This window comes from Enterobacter sp. Res13-Sevr-PEC09-46 (assembly GCF_015672585.1).
GTDB classification, from domain to species: domain Bacteria; phylum Pseudomonadota; class Gammaproteobacteria; order Enterobacterales; family Enterobacteriaceae; genus Enterobacter; species Enterobacter hormaechei_C.
Window position 1 is genome coordinate 452,891 of sequence record NZ_JADABR010000017.1, and the last position, 17,332, is coordinate 470,222.

Sequence of the window (17,332 nt, forward strand, 5' to 3'; positions counted from 1 at the left end):
GGTGGCGCTGCGCTTTCCGGGCCTACGAATGACAAAAATAAATTTGGCCATTACATGGTCAGGGCCAACTGTTGCCTGAAAAAGGGGTCATCATGGAAAAATTAACCTGTTTTAAAGCCTACGATATTCGCGGCAAGCTGGGCGAAGAGCTGAACGAAGACATTGCGTGGCGCATCGGCCGCGCGTACGGCGAATACCTGAAACCAAAAACTATCGTGCTGGGCGGCGACGTGCGTCTGACCAGCAAATCCCTGAAGCTGGCGCTGGCGAAAGGGCTACAGGACGCGGGCGTCGATGTGCTGGACATTGGCCTTTCCGGTACCGAAGAGATCTATTTTGCCACCTTCCACCTGGGCGTGGACGGCGGTATCGAAGTGACGGCCAGCCATAACCCGATGGACTACAACGGCATGAAGCTGGTGCGCAAGGGCGCGCGTCCTATCAGCGGTGACACCGGCCTGCGTGACGTGCAGCGTCTGGCCGAGGCCAACGACTTCCCGCCGGTGAATGAAGCCACACGCGGCAGCTATAAGCAGATTAACCTGCAAAAAGAGTACATCGACCACCTGCTGGGCTACATCAACGTGGCGAACCTCAAACCGCTGAAGCTGGTGATTAACTCCGGCAACGGCGCGGCAGGCCCGGTTGTCGATGCACTTGAAGCCCGCTTTAAGGCGCTGAACGTGCCGGTGACCTTCGTCAAAGTGCACAACACGCCAGACGGCAACTTCCCGAACGGTATTCCTAATCCGCTGCTGCCGGAGTGCCGCGACGACACCCGCAACGCGGTGATTGAGCACGGCGCCGATATGGGTATCGCCTTTGACGGCGATTTCGACCGCTGCTTCCTGTTCGACGAGAAAGGGCAGTTTATCGAAGGCTACTACATCGTTGGCCTGCTGGCGGAAGCGTTCCTCGAGAAAAACCCGGGGGCGAAGATCATTCACGATCCGCGTCTTTCCTGGAACACCGTCGACGTGGTGAAGGCCGCGGGCGGCGAGCCGGTGATGTCCAAAACCGGCCACGCGTTTATCAAAGAGCGTATGCGTGAGGAAGACGCCATCTACGGCGGCGAGATGAGCGCCCACCACTATTTCCGTGATTTTGCCTACTGCGACAGCGGGATGATCCCGTGGCTGCTGGTGACTGAGCTGCTGTGCCTGAAAGGGAAGAGCCTGGGCGAACTGGTGCGCGACCGCATGGCGGCGTTCCCGGCGAGCGGCGAGATCAACAGCAAACTGGCGCAGCCCGCTGAGGCCATTGCCCGCGTAGAGCACCACTTTGCCATTCATGCGCTGGAGATTGACCGTACCGACGGTATCAGCATGGCGTTCCCGCAGTGGCGCTTCAACCTGCGCTCCTCCAACACCGAGCCGGTGGTGCGCCTGAACGTGGAGTCCCGCGCCGATACCGCGCTGATGGAAGCCCGAACGAAGGACATTCTGGCGCTGTTGAATCAGTAAAAACTGCCCCTCACCCCAGCCCTCCCCCCAGAGGGGAGAGGGTGTTCAAGTTCCCTCTACCCTCTGGGGAGAGGGGTAGGGTGAGGGGTAAGGTTTAGAACTAAAGGAACAACGATGACAAATCTAAAAAAGCGCGAACGAGCGAGAACGAATGCATCGTTAATCTCTATGGTGCAGCGTTTTTCTGATATCACCATCATGGTCGGCGGACTGTGGGCGGTGTGTTGGGTCAGCGGGCAGTCGTTCTTATACATGCACTTGCTGATGGCGTTGATTGCGCTGGTGGTGTTTCAGATGATCGGCGGCATGACCGATTTCTATCGTTCATGGCGCGGCGTCAAAATGACCACCGAACTGATGCTGCTGCTCCAGAACTGGACCTTAAGCCTGGTTTTCAGCGCAGGGCTGGTGGCGTTCAGCCATGATTTTGATAACCGTCTTGTGACCTATCTCTGCTGGTATCTGTTAACCAGCATTGGCATGGTGGTCTGCCGCTCGCTGATCCGCTTTGGCGCGGGCTGGCTGCGCAACCGCGGGTATAACCGTCGCTTCGTTGCCGTGGCGGGCGACCTGCCGGTGGGGCAGGTGCTGCTCGACAGCTTCCGCAAAGAGCCGTGGTTAGGTTTTGAAGTGGTCGGGATTTATCACGACGCGAAGCCCGGCGGTGTGCCGTCCGACTGGGCAGGTAACTACGAACAGCTTATTGACGATGCGAAAGCCGGCAAAATTCATAACGTCTACATCGCCATGCAGATGAAAGATGAATCCCGCATCAAGAAACTGATGCGCGAGCTGGCGGATACCACCTGCTCGGTGATCCTCATCCCGGATGTCTTCACCTTCAATATTCTCCACTCCCGTATTGAAGAGGTGAACGGGGTACCGGTTGTTCCACTGTACGACACGCCGCTGTCGGGGATTAACCGCGTGCTGAAGCGCGTGGAAGATATCGTGCTTTCGTCCCTGATCCTGCTGCTCATCTCCCCGGTGCTGTGCTGTATTGCGCTGGCGGTGAAGCTCAGCTCGCCGGGGCCGATCATCTTCCGTCAGACCCGCTACGGCATGGACGGTAAGCCGATCATGGTGTGGAAATTCCGCTCCATGAAGGTGATGGAGAACGACAAGGTGGTGACCCAGGCGACGCAGAACGATCCGCGCGTCACCCGCGTGGGCAACTTCCTGCGCCGTACCTCGCTCGATGAGCTGCCGCAGTTCATCAACGTGTTCACCGGCGGGATGTCCATCGTCGGGCCTCGTCCTCACGCCGTGGCCCATAACGAGCAGTACCGCACCCTGATTGAAGGCTACATGCTGCGCCATAAGGTGAAGCCAGGCATCACCGGCTGGGCGCAGATCAACGGCTGGCGCGGCGAGACCGACACGCTGGAAAAAATGGAAAAACGTATCGAGTTCGATCTGGAGTACATCCGCGAGTGGAGCCTCTGGTTCGATATCAAGATTGTTTTTCTGACCATTTTCAAAGGCTTCGTGAACAAAGCGGCGTACTAAGATGAGCTTACGAGAAAAAACCATCAGCGGCGCGAAATGGTCAGCCATGGCCACCATCGTCATCATTGGCCTCGGCCTGGTGCAGATGACGGTGCTGGCGCGCATTATCGATAATCACCAGTTTGGTCTGCTGACCGTCTCGCTGGTGATTATCGCCCTGGCCGATACGCTGTCGGACTTTGGTATCGCCAACTCCATTATCCAGCGCAAAGAGATCAGCCATCTGGAACTGACCACCCTCTACTGGCTGAACGTTGGGCTGGGTATCTTCGTTTTTGTGCTGGTGTTCCTGCTGAGCGATGTGATCGCCGGCGTGCTGCATAACCCGGACCTGGCGCCGCTGATGCGCACCCTGTCGTTCGCTTTCGTGGTGATCCCGCACGGGCAGCAGTTCCGCGCGCTGATGCAGAAGGAGCTGGAGTTCAACAAAATCGGCATGATTGAAACCAGCGCCGTGCTGGCGGGCTTTACCTTCACCGTGGTCAGCGCCCATTTCTGGCCGCTGGCGATGACCGCCATCCTCGGCTACCTGGTTAACTCTGCCGTGCGCACGCTGCTGTTTGGCTTCTTTGGCCGTAAGATTTATCGCCCGGGGCTGCATTTTTCGCTGGCGTCTGTTTCATCCAACCTGCGCTTCGGCGCGTGGCTGACGGCAGACAGCATTATCAACTACGTGAATACTAACCTCTCCACGCTGGTGCTGGCGCGCATTCTGGGCGCGAGCGTCGCGGGTGGCTACAACCTGGCGTATAACGTCGCGGTTGTCCCGCCGATGAAGCTCAACCCTATCATTACCCGCGTGCTGTTCCCGGCGTTCGCCAAAATTCAGGACGATACCGAAAAGCTGCGCGTGAACTTTTACAAGCTGCTCTCCGTCGTGGGGATCATCAACTTCCCGGTCCTGCTGGGGCTGATGGTGGTCGCCAGCAATTTCGTACCGCTGGTGTTTGGCGAGAAGTGGAACAGCATCATCCCGATCCTGCAACTGCTGTGCGTCGTGGGGCTGCTGCGCTCGGTGGGGAACCCGATTGGTTCTCTGCTAATGGCGAAGGCGCGCGTGGATATCAGCTTCAAGTTCAACGTGTTTAAAACCTTCCTGTTTATTCCGGCAATTATTGTGGGCGGCCACATGGCGGGCGCCATTGGCGTGACGCTCGGCTTCCTGCTGGTGCAAATCGTCAATACCGTGCTGAGCTACTTTGTGATGATCAAACCGGTGCTGGGCTCCAGCTACCGTCAGTACATCCTCAGCCTGTGGCTGCCGTTCTATCTCTCCTTACCGACGCTTGCGGTGAGCTACGGCCTGGGCGTGGTGCTCAACGGGCATCTGCCGCTGGCGGCGCTGCTTGCGGTGCAGGTCGCGGCAGGCGCGCTGGCGTTCGCCGTGATGATTGTGCTGTCACGCAATGCGCTGGTGGTCGAGATGAAGCGCCAGTTTTGCCGTAACGAAAAAATGAAAACGCTGCTTCGCGCAGGCTAATTTTACGAGGCCATTATGAAATTACTTATTCTTGGCAACCATACCTGCGGCAACCGTGGCGACAGCGCCATCCTGCGCGGTTTACTGGATGCAATTAACACCCTTAAGCCTGAGACAGAAGTGGATGTGATGAGCCGTTATCCGGTCAGCTCATCCTGGTTACTGAACCGCCCGGTGATGGGCGACCCGCTCTACAGCCAGATGAAACAGCACAACAACGCCGCGGGCGTGATGGGGCGAGTGAAGAAAGTGCTGCGTCGCCGCTACCAGCATCAGGTGCTGCTTTCTCGCGTGACCGACACCGGCAAGCTGCGCAACATCGCCATCGCGCAGGGTTTTACCGATTTTGTTCGTCTGCTGTCCGGCTATGACGCCATTATTCAGGTGGGCGGTTCATTCTTCGTCGATCTCTACGGCGTGCCACAGTTTGAGCATGCACTCTGCACCTTCATGGCGAAAAAACCGCTGTTTATGATCGGCCACAGCGTCGGGCCATTCCAGGATCCGCAGTTTAACCAGCTGGCGAACTATGTCTTCGGCCACTGCGACGCGCTGATCCTGCGTGAATCGGTCAGCCTCGACATGATGAAACGCAGTGAAATCGACACCACCAAAGTGGAGCACGGTGTGGACACCGCCTGGCTGGTGGATCATCAGGATGACAGTTTCCAGGCCAGCTACGCGGTACAGCACTGGCTGGACGTGGCGGCAAAGCAGAAAACCGTCGCCATTACCCTGCGTGAACTTGCTCCGTTCGATAAACGCCTCGGCACGACCCAGGCGGCGTACGAGAAAGCCTTTGCCGACGTGGTGAACCGCGTGCTGGACAGCGGTTACCAGGTGCTGGCGCTTTCCACCTGTACCGGTATCGACAGCTACAACAAAGATGACCGTATGGTGGCGCTCAACCTGCGCAACCTGGTGAACGACCCGTCCCGCTATCACGTGGTGATGGACGAGCTGAACGACCTTGAGATGGGCAAGCTGCTCTCCGCCTGTGACCTGACCGTGGGCACGCGTCTGCACTCGGCCATTATCTCGATGAACTTCGGCACGCCAGCCATCGCCATTAACTACGAACACAAGTCCGCGGGCATTATGCAGCAGCTCGGTATGCCGGAAATGGCCGTCGATATTCGTCATCTGCTGGACGGATCTCTGGGGGCGATGGTGGGCGACACGCTCGGCCAGCTGCCTGCGATCAACGAACGTCTGGCGGTGGCGGTAAAAGCCGAACGCGAAAAAGGTATTGGCATGGTGAAATCCGTACTCGACCGCGTCCGGGAGGGGAAATGAAGGTTGGTTTCTTCTTACTGAAATTTCCGCTGTCGTCTGAAACCTTTGTGCTGAACCAAATCACCGCGTTTATCGATATGGGGTATGACGTGGAGATTATCGCCCTGCAAAAGGGCGATACGCAAAATACCCATGCGGCGTATACCCGGTATGGGCTGGAGGCGAAAACCCGCTGGTTGCAGGATGAACCCACCGGACGAATGAACAAACTGCGCCATCGCGCCAGCCAGACGCTGCGCGGCCTTCATCGCGCCTCGACGTGGCGGGCGCTGAATATGTCGCGCTATGGGGCGGAGGCCCGCAACCTGATCCTTTCCGCCATTTGCGGGCAAACGGCCCAGCCGTACCGGGCCGATGTCTTTATCGCCCACTTTGGCCCGGCGGGCGTCACTGCGGCAAAACTGCGTGAGCTGGGGGTGATTGACGGCAAAATCGCAACCATTTTCCACGGTATCGACATCTCCAGCCGGGAAGTACTGAACCACTACACGCCGGAATATCAGCAGCTGTTTCGCCGCGGCGACATGATGCTGCCGATAAGCAACCTGTGGGCCGGACGCCTGAAAACCATGGGGTGCCCGAGCGAGAAAATCACCGTTTCACGCATGGGCGTGGACATGGAACGCTTCACCCAGCGACCGGTCAAGGTGCCGGGCAAGCCGCTGCAAATTATCTCTGTTGCCCGCCTGACCGAAAAGAAAGGGCTACACGTAGCCATCGAAGCCTGTCGTCAGCTGAAGGCGCGCGGAGTGGACTTCCACTACCGCATCCTGGGTATCGGGCCGTGGGAGCGTCGCCTGCGCACGCTGATTGAACAGTATCAGCTGGAAGACGTGGTCGAGATGCCGGGCTTCAAGCCGAGCCACGAAGTGAAAGCCATGCTTGATGACGCGGATGTGTTCCTGCTGCCTTCCGTAACCGGCGCCGACGGCGATATGGAAGGTATTCCCGTGGCGCTGATGGAGGCGATGGCGGTCGGCATTCCGGTGGTCTCGACCCTGCACAGCGGGATCCCGGAGCTGATCACCTCTGAGCATTCCGGCTGGCTGGTCCCTGAAAACAATGCGCTGGCGCTGGCGGATCGTCTGGCCGCGTTCAGCGATATCGATCAGCAGACGCTGATCCCTGTGCTGCAAAATGCGCGGCAAAAAGTTGAAGCAGAATTCAATCAGCAGGTGATTAATCGCCAGTTAGCGAGCCTGCTGCAAACGCTGTAACGCTGAGGTTGTATGCTGAAAAAGATTACCCGACGCCGATTTGTCTCTTCTTTATCCGTCCTGGCTGCCATGCCACTGCTGTCGCCCCGCGCTGTGCGGGCGGCAACCGGGAAGACGGTTTCTGTCGATCGCTACAACAATAACGACTGGATCGCCGCCTTTAAGCAGGCATTTACCGAGGGCGATACCGTTGTTGTTCCCGCCGGGTTAACGTGTGAAAACATCAATACCGGCATTTTCATTCCTGATGGCAAAACCCTGCTGATCCGCGGTGCGCTGAAGGGCAACGGCCGCGGGCGGTTTGTGCTCCAGGAAGGCTGTAAGGTCATTGGGGAAGGAGAGGGGCGCACGCATAACATTACGCTGGACGTGCGTGGCTCCGACTGTGTCATTAAAGGGCTGGCGATGAGCGGCTTCGGCCCCGTCACCCAGATCTACATCGGCGGTAAAAAGCCGAGAGTGATGCGTAACCTGCTTATCGATCGCATTGCCGTGAGCCAGGCCAACTACGCCATTCTGCGCCAGGGTTTTCATAATCAGGTGGACGGTGCGCGCATAACCAACAGTAAATTCAGCCATTTGCAGGGTGACGCGATTGAGTGGAACGTGGCGATTAACGACCGCAATATCCTGATCTCTGACCACGTGATCGATAACATCAACTGCACAAACGGCAAGATCAACTGGGGGATAGGCATTGGGCTGGCTGGCAGCACGTACGACAATGACTATCCGGAACAGCAGACCGTTAAAAACTTCGTGGTGGCAAATATCACCGGCAGCAACTGTCGGCAGTTGGTCCATGTTGAAAACGGTAAACACTTTGTGATCCGTAATATCAAGGCCAGCAATATTACTCCCGACTTCAGTAAAAAGGCCGGAATTGATAACGCGACGGTAGCTATTTATGGCTGTGATAATTTCGTTATTGATAATATCGATATGGTGAACAGCGCCGGAATGTTAATCGGGTATGGCGTGATCAAGGGCGATTATCTGTCGATACCGCAAAACTTCAAACTTAACGATATTCGCCTGGATAACCGACAGCTTGCCTATAAGCTGCGCGGGATACAGATTTCTTCCGGCAATGCCACCTCGTTTGTTGCCATCACCAACGTCAACATGCAGCGGGCAACGCTTGAGCTGCACAACAAGCCACAGCACCTTTTCTTGCGTAATATCAACGTGATGCAGGAGTCAGCGACGGGACCAGCGCTTAAGATGAACTTCGACTTGCGCAAAGACGTGCGTGGGAAGTTTATGGCCAAAAACGAGACGCTGTTGTCGCTCGCGAACATAAAAGCGGTTAATGAAAAGGGGCAGAGTTCGGTGGATATTGATCGGGTCGATCAACACGTGGTGAATACGGAACGGTTGAATTTTGCGCTGCCGCACAGGTAATCCTACAGCCTATTTTGCGACTATTCCTGGTACGGAATCGCGATCTATTCAGATTACAACTACTGTAATTTGTGGTGGGGTGACCTAGGATTACTTCATATTTACGGCAAAACATGCTGGCGAAAACAGGTTTAAAAGCTATAATTCGTCAACCATTTTAAGGTGGAAGAAATAATGATTAATTTGAAAGCAGTCATACCGGTAGCGGGCTTGGGCATGCACATGTTGCCCGCCACAAAGGCCATTCCTAAAGAGATGCTGCCGATCGTTGACAAGCCGATGATTCAGTACATCGTCGACGAGATTGTTGCTGCGGGGATCAAAGAAATCGTTCTGGTGACGCACTCTTCGAAAAATGCCGTTGAGAACCACTTCGACACCTCTTATGAACTCGAAGCGCTGCTTGAGCAGCGTGTTAAGCGTCAGCTTCTGGCAGAAGTTCAGTCTATCTGTCCTCCTGGCGTGACCATCATGAACGTGCGTCAGGCGCAGCCGCTGGGCCTGGGCCACTCCATTCTGTGCGCGCGCCCGGTGGTGGGTGATAACCCGTTCATCGTCGTTCTGCCCGATATCATTATTGATACCGCCTCTGCCGATCCGCTGCGTTATAACCTGGCGGCAATGGTCGCGCGCTTCAACGAAACGGGCCGTAGCCAGGTGCTGGCGAAACGTATGAAGGGCGATCTCTCTGAGTACTCGGTTATTCAGACTAAAGAGCCGCTGGAGACGGAAGGGCAGGTGAGCCGGATTGTTGAGTTTATCGAGAAACCCGATCAGCCGCAGACCCTGGACTCCGACCTGATGGCAGTCGGTCGTTATGTGCTTAATGCGGATATCTGGGCTGAGCTGGAAAAAACCGAGCCTGGCGCCTGGGACCGTATCCAGCTGACCGATGCGATTGCTGAGCTGGCGAAGAAGCAGTCCGTTGATGCGATGCTGATGACCGGCGACAGCTATGACTGCGGTAAGAAAATGGGGTATATGCAGGCGTTTGTGAACTATGGCCTGCGTAACCTGAAGGAAGGGGCGAAGTTCAGAAGCCGGATTGAGAAGTTGCTGGCTAACGACTGATACTTCTTCTGTGGTATAAAAGGGCTTAATGAGCGATAGTCACCATTTCGTTATGTAACAAAATAACGAAAATGATGTCTGTCGCTTTTTATTATTAACTATTTTGATAACATCTGTTATCTACTTTGCATCATCACTGATTTGTAACGATTTGTGCTTGTTTCTGCTGTCGATTAAGACGACAATTAAGATTAACTTGCCGTTGTCCAGTGACAGAGTCGGTTCAGATTCAGACAACAGCAAATGGACAATACATTTTTTGCTCAGCGCGCTGGTAGCTGTTAAGCCAGGGGCGGTAGCATTCTTATTTCATTAATTCAATTTAGGGAATTCATAAAAGTGGCTGGCACTGATTTAATCTCAATTATCACTCCATCCTATAACTCTGAATTATTTATAGAGGAAACATACAACTCTATATGTAGTCAAACATATGATAATTGGGAATGGCTTGTTACTGACGACTGTTCATCCGATAGAACGTGGGAAATTCTTAAAAAAATTAGTTTGTCAAATCCTAAGGTAAAGATATTTCAGAACGAAGAAAACAGTGGTGCCGCAGTTTCTAGGAATAATTCTATCTCACATGCGTCAGGTGAATATTTAGCTTTCATCGATAGCGATGACAAATGGGAACCATGTAAATTAAATGACCAGTTGCATTTTATGAAAACCCATGACTGCAATTTTTGCTTCACTGCATATACGTTAATAACAGAACATGGTGAATTATTACATAAGAATATTGACGCCAGAAAAACATGTTTGTTTGTAAGCTATAAAGATTTGTTAGCTAAAAAAGTAACACTTGGCTGTTCTACTGTCATGTTAAAAAATGATGCGTTTGACAATATCAGAATGCCATTAATAAGAACGGGTCAGGATTATGCGCTATGGTTACAATTGCTAAAGAAATATAATGTCAATGCTGTTTTATATCCCAAAGTATTGACGTCATATAGAATAGTTGCTGGTTCAATATCAAGAAATAAATTAAAAAAAGCAATAAGACAATGGTCTATATATCGTAACCTAGAGAAAATTAATCTTGTTATGTCAATGTGGTATTTCGTAAATTATGCTTGGCGTGCAATTTCACGTTGAAGAGGATTAAGTGAATAAAGCTACATATACTGCTATTGCTAAGATTATATCGAGTAATCTTTCGGCCTCTGTTCTAACATTCCTTTCATTGATGTGGTTAAGTCGTGTTTATGATGTAAACGATTATGGATTGTTTACTAAATACTATTATATGTTGGGAATAATGTATGTTTTATTAGATTTAGGTCTACCAAATGCTTTGGTTATATCTTTGTCGAAACAGGGCCAATCATTTACCATCACGGATTTAGTCAAAAGATATCAATTCAATTTTGCTGTTGTGATATTTATTGTAATTGTTTTGGGCTTCTATTTTTTTTCACCACTCATAGCAATTTCTTTTATCATATGTAGTATTATAGGTATTATTTTAAAATTCAACTCTATTAAATTACAAATAGTGGATGATTGGGGAGGAAGTTCCCGAGTCGTTTTCTATCTCCCATTTTTGCGTAGCTTAGGAATTTTTGGTGTCTGCCTTGCGGTTTTATTTTTTAATGAAAAATATGAACCAAATTATATATATGCCGTAATGATTTTTTCTAGCATAATGGCGATGTACATGAGTTTTAACAAAACTAAGGGAATTAATTATTCAAAGTCTGGTATTTCTAAAAATCTAACCGGAATGGCATGGAAGTTGTATGCAGCAAATATTTTTGCAATTGTATGCATGCGAGCTGATGTTATCTTCATTTCGCATTTCTTTTCCGATGCCTTAGCAGGTGAGTATGCTAGGATTTCGATGATCTTTTTTGCTGCACCATTACTAGCCGGGGCAATTAATACAGTATTTATCCGTGGTCTATCTGCTAGTGAACTTGATATTAATTCTGTAAAAAATATTACGTTCAAATTATTTGGTGTTACCTGTCTCGGTTTATTAATCTTATTAGTCCTCGCATTTTTAACTAAAGATTTGATAGTAAAATATGTTTCCACTGAAGAAATTTATATTTTTATTATCTTAACTATAGCATACGCTGGAACACTCGTATTTGGTGTATGGGAAGCTTTTATCAATCACCGAGATCAGTCCTTTTTCTTAATTTTAAAAATCGCTCAATTATTGTTCTTTATTATTACCTTTGTCTTACTTTATAAGTACGTAGGTTTTATTATTGGTGCTATTGCTTTCCTGATGTCTAGAGTTGGTGGATGGGTGCTGCAATGGATTTATTGTAAGCGAAGAAAGCAAGCTTTTTCTTAACACCGAATAAATCGGAGTGAACAAAATTGTCAGTGATAAATTATTATCCCCAGAGCGAACAAAATAATAATAAAAATTTGAACTATTATTTAGTAGTCGTCTTGGTCGCTTTGCTCTCAGGTTTCTATGTGCAATACTTGGCTGATACGGCCTATGGCTTGTTTATTTCTTATTTAATGCTTACGGTTATAATTTTATCTTCTTTATTTAGTTTAGAATTATCTGTTAAGCTCTTCGTATTATTATCATTAATCACACCACAGTTTTCGCGTACTTTCGTAGAACAAGTGGTAAGTAGTAATAACCAAGAAGTTGAACAATTCTTTAGCTTTCATTCAGTTCAATTTGCAGGCTTAGGGCTGTCAGTTATTGCTATAATTTTCATTGGCTTTATTTCGATATGTAAACTGCTTTATCAAAAAACGAAACTTGAAAGCAAGGACACCTTATCCTTTTTTAAAGGGTTATACTTTATCTTTGCAGTATTGTTATTGGCAACAACAGTATCCTGTCTAATAGGAAGAACTCCAGATATACGGTACATAATTTCGGATTTCCGTATGTTTATTATTTGGGGAATAGGTGCGTTAGCGGCAATACTCATATGCAATAATGAAAATATAATTGATAAGATCTATAATATATTACTTTTTTCTATCTTAGTTATCGGGTTGAGAACGCTGTTCTTCTTCGCTAACGATTTTATAAGTGGAAGGCCAAATCTGGAATATGCCACTCAGGCATATATTGCTTATCCGTTGATGTTCGTATTTGCAATGACTATCCGCAGTCTCTTCAAACGATTATTAATGACTGGTGTTGCGTTACTGGCTGCGATTTCAATGAAACGCGAAGATATCGCCTTCGTTTTTCTATGCGTGATGGCCATTTTTTATCTTATTGTCTTTTTAAACGACCGAGGGCTTAGAAAAAATGCTCTATTAGCGCTCATGATGCTTGTAGTTATTACATCATTTGCCATATTCGCTTTAGCTATTTACTCCCCACAAAGTTTTGATTTCTTACTATATAAGTTCGATTTCTTCTCAAAACTAATGTCAGGTGATAAACAGTCTTCAGGATCTGTTTTAGTTCGATTATATGAATTGCAGAACATAGTTGGTTATAGCGTTGAACATATATATCCTATTTTTATAGGAATGGGTTTTGGTGGCTACTTCGATTTTTCACTAACCGGATATCCTATCATTCTTGGTGTATCAGATTATAGCATTAATGAACTTGCGACCAATAAATTCGTTAGACCTCATTCTTTTACTAACTTCCTGTTCTTGAAAGGGGGGTTAATATTTTTAACTTATTATTTAAGTATCATTATTAAGATGATGAGTCGTTCTTTTAGGCTTATGCGTAGAGTATTAAAAACAAAATCGATATATAGTAATGAATTTAGGATCTATTTGTTCTGTTTCCTATATTCAATATTTTGCGTAAATATGTTTTGGCAACCTGTACATAATTTTTTATTTTCATTTCTTCTCGTACTCTTATTAGTAAGAACTAAAACTCTCATTAGGATATAATTAATGAAGATATTGATCGCTGATCCATTGTGTGAAAAAGGCCACTTAAACTTTAACTTGAATATAATAAAATGGTTTAATAACGATCAAAATATTAGCATTGATTTATACCTTTCTGAATCCATGTTAAAAGATATGTCCATGCAAGGTATCGCGTTTAAGGATTCTCTTCTTACAAAAGGGAATAAATATAAATATAAGCTAAACCAACTTAAAATAATCAATGCTATATATAAATATGCGATTGATCACAAATATGATAAATTAATCTTTCTATCATATGAGTTATTCTCTACAGCAGCTTTTTTAAATTTAAGGAAATTTAGGAATAACTTAGAAATTGTTTTATTTGAACATAATACTGTACCCAACTCTTTTGCTAAGGAGTTATTATATAGGGCTATTCCGACATATAAAATAACTCACGTTGGATTGATGCCATATATTAGCAAATATATAACTGAAAAATTTCATAAAAAAAGTATATACATACCACATCCTATACGATTAATTATTGCTAATACCAATGAAATAAAATCAAATGATCTAGGTAGGGTTACAAATGTATTCATGCCGTCATTTGTTGAAGAAAACTTGAAACATAAAATTTGTGCAAGTTTTGATACTTTGGGCAATAAATTTATTTTACGAACCAAAGGTAAGCTTTCAAAATTTAAAAATGTTTCTACTCAAGAGTTTTTTTATAATTATGATGAAAATATGTTAGATGCTGACGCTATTTTCATTCCTCAAAAGTTTGATTATCGGGTAAGCGGGGTACTCTTTGAGGCACTGCAAACAGATGCTAAAATATTTATGAGTAATTGTCTTTTCTCTAAAAGCCTTAAAGAAAAATTTGAATCCAAGATAGTCATAGTTGATGATTGGGAACATTATATTCGAAATGAATTTATTAATGAAATAAACAATCGAAACGGAAAGGAAAGAATAAATCGAGAAGCATTCAATTCTGTTGGATTTAAGTTGCTACAGAAGGAATTATTATGTCAAAAATAGTCAAGAGCTTAATGTATATTTATGTGGGGCTATGGAATCACATTTTATGTTATTTCCCTTCCTATAAATTTAGATGGTTTATCTTAAGATTCCTTTATTGTGCGAATATTGATCGCGGAGTAAATATACATATGGGGGTAAAGTTTTTTAGTCCGTGGAAATTAAAAGTTAAGGCAGGGACTAATATCCAGTGGGGTTCATTTCTTGACTGTCGTGGTGGCTTAGAAATAGGTTCTAATGTTGATATTACTTTAGGAGTAAAAGTTCTAACGCAGTATCACAATATCCATGATGAAAACTATTCCACCATATCGAAAGCCGTTATAATTAGTGATGATAGTATCGTGGGCTCTTTTTCTTTGTTGTTACCTGGATGCAAAATAGAAAAGTTCGGTGTGCTGGGAGCTGGTTCAGTTTTAACTAAGACAGTATATGAAAACACATTATTTGCCGGTAATCCGGCTAAATTTATAAAGAACAGAGGTATCAACCAAATTGTTAACGTAAGTTATAAAAGGACCTTTCATTAAATGGGTAAAATTGCCATAATTGATCCTGCTTCATATGCTTTACCATATGATTATTTTTATGTAAAAAGCTTATCTTCTTTTTATAAAGTTGATTTTTATTGCTCCTCTACTAAATTCAACTATGACTATGTAGAGAAGCTTAGGTTGTTACCAAACGTCACCGTGCATGAATTTCAAGTTTCTGGTGTAAACAAATTTCGCGGATTGATTAATTATATAAAACTACTAATGAAAGTTGCTTTGTCATCACAAAAATATAAAGCTATTAATTTACAGTGGTCATTGGTAACATTTTTGGAAGTAATATTTTTTTTCTATGTAAGATCAAAGCTGATAGTCACATTTCATAACAGCGTTCCACATAATAAGCCTAGGAAAGCATATCGTAATATTAAGATTTTGGCACACATGGCTAATAAATTGTTATTTGTAAGTAATTATACAAGAAATGATTTTTTAGATATATATGGTTTTGCAAAACAGAAATGTTTCGTATTAAATCATGGGGTTATGCCAATAAATAACGAGCATTTCCATTGCAAAATTTTTTCATCTCCCCCGAGACGTATTGTTTTTTGGGGGAATATAAAGGATTACAAAGGTGTTGATTTTCTATTAGATGCCCTACCTCTTTTCAAAAAGAAAGGGTTTAGTCTAGAAGTCTATGGTAAATTTGATGAGAATAAAAAAGCACTCGCACAAAAACTCTATCATAATGGAGTTAAGGTAATTGATGGATATTTAAATCTGGATGAGGTTGAAAAACTTTTGTCTTCTAATATTGCCCTCATTCTTCCTTACAAGGCTGCATCACAATCAGGAGTAATGTACACTGCGCTAAATTATAATACTATTATATTAGCTACCAATTGTGGTGATCCCTACGAGTTTCTCAAAGAATGTGATTTAAAAGAACTATCATTTAAATATAATGATTTGATAAGCTTGGAAAAAAGTCTTGATTATTTATCTGTTAACCATGAAATTATTAAGGAAAGGATTGTATCGAGCAAGGAAAAATATAATTGGGCTTTTCCTGCTTCTGTTTTAAATAATATCTTTGGTTCAAGAATATGAGTGTTAATATGAATAATAAACCTAAAGTTGTTCCTGTGATCATAGCCGGTGGTGTAGGTAGTCGTCTATGGCCTATGTCACGAGAAGAGCACCCTAAACAGTTTTTGCCTCTTTTAAATGATACATTATCATTATTACAGCAAACTTTAATCAGAGTCAGTGGCGTTGGTTTCGAAAACCCTATTGTTATCTGTAATGAAGAGCATCGTTTCTTAGTTGCACAACAACTGAAAGAAATGGATTTGCTAAATAATAATATCATCCTTGAACCATGTAGCAAGAATACGGCCCCAGCTATAACATTAGCAGCACTTTCTTTGAATGATGATGATTGCGTGATGCTCGTTCTTGCAGCGGATCATTATATCAAAGACGGCCAGTATTTTTCAAATCTAATTGAAAAAGCATTGCTTTCTGTTGACAATGAAACGTTAATAACTTTTGGCATTACTCCATCTCATCCTGAAACCGGATATGGTTATATAAAAAAAGGCGATGAAATATCTGATGGCTTTTTCGTCGTTAACGAATTTGTTGAGAAGCCTAACAAAGATAAAGCCATTGAGTATATTTCAGAAGGAATGTATTTGTGGAATAGCGGCATGTTTATGTTTAAACCAAGTGCCTATTTGAGTGAGATAAAACGATTTAGGCCCGATATACATGACGTGTGCGTTTTAGCCATTGCGGATGCTACAAGAGACATGGACTTTACAAGAATTAATAAAGATATTTTTGATTCTTGTCTCAGTGAGTCAGTCGATTATGCGGTTATGGAAAAAAGTTCCCATGTGAAGGTTCTCCAATTTGACTCGCAATGGAGCGATGTGGGCGCTTGGGGAGCATTGTGGGATATATCTCCTAAAGATTCTTCAAATAATTTCACATCAGGTGATGTTCACACAGTTGACTCTGTTAATTGTTACATAAAAAGTGATGGGATTTTTACATCGGCTATCGGTTTAAAAGATCTAATAATTGTAGCTACTAGAGACTCGGTTCTCGTATCACACCGCGATGATGTCCAGAAAGTAAAAGATACAGTTGAATATCTAAAGAGAAATAATCGATACGAATATAAACGCCACAATATTCGTTATTTACCGTGGGGGACAACGTTATGCTTAGTTGACTCCAGGAAATATAAAATTAATTTTGTCACGGTTGAATCAGGAAAAACGATTTCGTTACAAAAACACTATCATCGTAACGAACAATGGACAGTCTTATCAGGAACTGCTGTTGTAATAATTAATGGTGATGAAAAAATCATTACAGAAAATCAAACTGTCTACATTCCTATCGGAAGCGAGCATTCAATCCACAACCCAGGTGTGTTACCTGTTGAGTTTATCGAAACTCAAATCGGTGAGTACATTGATTCAACAGATGTTATTAGAATGTAAAGCT

At 45.6% G+C, this 17,332-nt stretch carries 14 protein-coding genes; all 14 read left to right on the plus strand.

What is annotated here, in order from left to right; genetic code table 11:
* Positions 1 to 92: 92 nt before the first annotated feature.
* The 14 genes from cpsG (at position 93) to IMQ56_RS11470 (ending at position 17,328) form a co-directional block, all read left to right on the plus strand.
* Positions 93 to 1,463 (plus strand): colanic acid biosynthesis phosphomannomutase CpsG, encoded by a 1,371-nt coding sequence (cpsG, locus tag IMQ56_RS11405; RefSeq protein WP_058700794.1) that lies wholly within the window; start codon positions 93 to 95, stop codon positions 1,461 to 1,463.
* A 114-nt stretch (positions 1,464 to 1,577) separates the two neighbouring features.
* Positions 1,578 to 2,972: an undecaprenyl-phosphate glucose phosphotransferase gene (gene wcaJ / locus IMQ56_RS11410; protein ID WP_006811236.1), complete on the plus strand. Its 1,395-nt coding sequence runs from the start codon at positions 1,578 to 1,580 to the stop codon at positions 2,970 to 2,972.
* Position 2,973: 1 nt separating this feature from the next.
* Positions 2,974 to 4,452 carry a colanic acid undecaprenyl disphosphate flippase WzxC gene (gene wzxC, locus IMQ56_RS11415; protein ID WP_015572379.1) on the plus strand — a complete coding sequence of 493 codons (1,479 nt, stop codon included), beginning with the start codon at positions 2,974 to 2,976 and terminating at the stop codon, positions 4,450 to 4,452.
* Between the two features lie 15 nt (positions 4,453 to 4,467).
* Entirely contained in the window at positions 4,468 to 5,748 is a 1,281-nt protein-coding gene (wcaK, locus tag IMQ56_RS11420) for a colanic acid biosynthesis pyruvyl transferase WcaK (RefSeq protein WP_006811234.1), read from the plus strand.
* Positions 5,745 to 6,965, plus strand: coding sequence for a colanic acid biosynthesis glycosyltransferase WcaL (gene wcaL, locus IMQ56_RS11425; RefSeq protein ID WP_017383280.1), 1,221 nt, complete (start codon positions 5,745 to 5,747; stop codon positions 6,963 to 6,965). The genes wcaK and wcaL overlap by 4 nt, the downstream gene beginning before the upstream one ends.
* A gap of 12 nt (positions 6,966 to 6,977) precedes the next feature.
* Entirely contained in the window at positions 6,978 to 8,369 is a 1,392-nt protein-coding gene (gene wcaM / locus IMQ56_RS11430; protein ID WP_032654200.1) for a colanic acid biosynthesis protein WcaM, read from the plus strand.
* 174 nt (positions 8,370 to 8,543) lie between these two features.
* Complete coding sequence (galF, locus tag IMQ56_RS11435; RefSeq protein ID WP_017383282.1) at positions 8,544 to 9,440, plus strand: GalU regulator GalF; 897 nt, start codon at positions 8,544 to 8,546, stop codon at positions 9,438 to 9,440.
* 339 nt (positions 9,441 to 9,779) lie between these two features.
* Complete coding sequence (locus tag IMQ56_RS11440) at positions 9,780 to 10,544, plus strand: glycosyltransferase family 2 protein (protein WP_196063829.1); 765 nt, start codon at positions 9,780 to 9,782, stop codon at positions 10,542 to 10,544.
* Between the two features lie 10 nt (positions 10,545 to 10,554).
* Entirely contained in the window at positions 10,555 to 11,754 is a 1,200-nt protein-coding gene (locus IMQ56_RS11445) for an oligosaccharide flippase family protein (RefSeq protein WP_072058570.1), read from the plus strand.
* 128 nt (positions 11,755 to 11,882) lie between these two features.
* On the plus strand, positions 11,883 to 13,298 hold the full coding sequence (locus IMQ56_RS11450; protein WP_047716331.1) for a hypothetical protein: 1,416 nt from the start codon (positions 11,883 to 11,885) through the stop codon (positions 13,296 to 13,298).
* Positions 13,299 to 13,301: 3 nt separating this feature from the next.
* Complete coding sequence (locus IMQ56_RS11455) at positions 13,302 to 14,315, plus strand: hypothetical protein (RefSeq protein ID WP_047716329.1); 1,014 nt, start codon at positions 13,302 to 13,304, stop codon at positions 14,313 to 14,315.
* Complete coding sequence (locus IMQ56_RS11460; RefSeq protein WP_047716328.1) at positions 14,303 to 14,845, plus strand: hypothetical protein; 543 nt, start codon at positions 14,303 to 14,305, stop codon at positions 14,843 to 14,845. The genes IMQ56_RS11455 and IMQ56_RS11460 overlap by 13 nt, the downstream gene beginning before the upstream one ends.
* Positions 14,846 to 15,922, plus strand: a complete 1,077-nt coding sequence (locus IMQ56_RS11465; RefSeq protein ID WP_047716326.1) for a glycosyltransferase family 4 protein — start codon at positions 14,846 to 14,848, stop codon at positions 15,920 to 15,922.
* An 8-nt stretch (positions 15,923 to 15,930) separates the two neighbouring features.
* Positions 15,931 to 17,328 carry a mannose-1-phosphate guanylyltransferase/mannose-6-phosphate isomerase gene (locus tag IMQ56_RS11470; RefSeq protein ID WP_047716338.1) on the plus strand — a complete coding sequence of 466 codons (1,398 nt, stop codon included), beginning with the start codon at positions 15,931 to 15,933 and terminating at the stop codon, positions 17,326 to 17,328.
* Positions 17,329 to 17,332 lie beyond the last annotated feature (4 nt).